This is a genomic window from Streptomyces sp. E2N166 (genome assembly GCF_003671715.1).
Classification (GTDB): Bacteria; Actinomycetota; Actinomycetes; order Streptomycetales; family Streptomycetaceae; genus Streptomyces; species Streptomyces thinghirensis.
Map to the genome: position 1 here is coordinate 380,970 of NZ_RAIF01000032.1, position 1,984 is coordinate 382,953.

The 1,984-nt window shown below is 73.3% G+C and carries 2 protein-coding genes; both read left to right on the plus strand.

Going from position 1 to position 1,984, the window contains the following annotated elements:
• On the plus strand, window positions 1-1,437 hold a 1,437-nt coding region (locus EBH09_RS28835; RefSeq protein ID WP_238697463.1), incomplete at its 5' end, for a PHP domain-containing protein.
• Complete coding sequence (locus EBH09_RS28840; protein WP_121749859.1) at window positions 1,434-1,967, plus strand: hypothetical protein; 534 nt, start codon at window positions 1,434-1,436, stop codon at window positions 1,965-1,967. The genes EBH09_RS28835 and EBH09_RS28840, both read left to right, overlap by 4 nt.
• Window positions 1,968-1,984 lie beyond the last annotated feature (17 nt).

Below are 1,984 nucleotides of genomic sequence, written 5' to 3' on the forward strand. Positions count from 1 at the left end.
GCCGGCGACCACCACATCCACACCCAGTACAGCAGCGACGGCAAGTACCGCGTCGTCGACCAGGTCCGCCAGGGCGCCCGGCACGGCATGGACTGGCTGGTCATCACCGACCACGGCAGCGTCACCCATGCCAAGATCGGTGTGGAGAAGGTCAACCCGGACATCCGCGAGGCCCGCGACGCCCACGAGGACACCCTCGTCTTCCAGGGCCTGGAGTGGAACATCCCGGCCGCCGAGCACGGCACCGTCTTCGTCCACCCCGGCCGTCACGAGGTCTCCGTCCTCAAGCAGTTCGAGACCGACTACGACGGCAGCGTGAAGGGCGCGGGCGACTCCACACCCGCCAACGAGGCACTCGCCGTCGCCGGGCTCTCCTTCCTCGCCGACCAGGTCAAGCGGCGCAAGGTCAAGGACGCCCTGATGCTCGCCAACCACCCGGCGCGCAAGGGCATCGACTCCCCGCACGAGATCCGCGCCTGGCGCGACGCCACCTCGCGGGGCCACCAGATCGCCGTCGGCTTCGAGGGCGCCCCCGGCCACCAGGCGGCCGGCCTCCCGAAGCCGCTCGGCATGGGCCGCGCCCGCGGCATCTACGACGGAAGCCCGGGCGCCAACTCCTTCCCCGGCTACCCGCTGGAGAGCTACCGCACCTGGGGCGGCTTCGACTGGATGACCGCCACCGTCGGCGGCCTGTGGGACAGCCTCATCGCCGAGGGCCGCCCCTGGTGGATCACCGCCAACTCCGACTCCCACCAGGTGTACGCCGACACCGCCGCCCGCGGCGGCGGCGACTTCAACGCCAACGGCCGCTACGACGACCCCGTCTACGCCGGACGGATCGACGTCACCCAGGGCGACTTCTGGCCGGGCCAGTACAGCCGCACCCACGTCGGCTCCGACGGCTTCTCCTACGGCGCCGTCATGGACGGCATCCGCGCCGGACGCATCTGGGTCGACCACGGCCAGCTCATCAGCGGCCTCGACGTCCGCGTCTCCGGCGGCGGCCGCTGGGCCACCCTCGGCGGCGCCCTGCACGTCCGCAAGGGCACGCGGGTCACCCTGTCGATGGACGTGGCCCTGGCCGGCGGCCCCAACTGGGCCGGGTTCACCCCGAAGCTGGCCCGGGTCGACGTCATCCAGGGCGACGTGACCGGCACGGTCGCCGACAAGGACACCTTCACCGCGCCGACGGCCCGGGTGGTCAAGTCGTACGAAGTGAACAAGGACACCGGCACCGTCCGCCTCACCTACGACCTCGGCCGTGTCGACCACCCCGTCTACCTCCGCACCCGCGGCACCGACGGCAACCGGTCCGCCGTCGGCGCCCTGGGCGCGAAGGTCGACCCGGCGGGCCCCGCCATCGACGTCGTCGGCGACGCCGACCCGTGGCGCGACCTGTGGTTCTACTCCAACCCGGTGTGGATCCTGCCGTCGTGACACCGCTGTCCGCGCACTACGCCATCGGCATCGACACCGACGCGACGACGCTGCGCGAGGCCGATCGCCTGCTCCAAGGGCTCGCCGCCGAACTCGGCCTCCCCGAGGACGTCTTCGGCTGCACGCACCTGGTGCGGGACGGCCGTCCGCGCGTCGCCCTGTCGCTCGCGGCGGAGGCCGTGGCGGCGGAGCCGGTCCTGCGCACCGCCCGGGACCGGCTCACCGCCCAGGGGTACGAGGTCCGCGACGGCGCCCCGGACGAGGCCGGCCGCGCCGTCCTCTACCCGGGCGTGAGCGCCCTCACCGGCACGCTGACGCTCGCGGAACTGCTCGCCCGCTCCGCGATCGACCGGGTGACGGTACTGGGCACGCCGGACGAACCGGCCCCGGACGCCCGGCTGGTCACCCGGGAACACGTCCGCCCCCAGTGGCGGAACGGCCACCTGGTCCTGGCCGCCATGCCCGCCGCGGGCGGCACCCTGGTGCCGTTCGAGGACCCCGACCCGACGCCGTGCTGCGCGGACCACTGACCCGTCCGTAAGGTGGT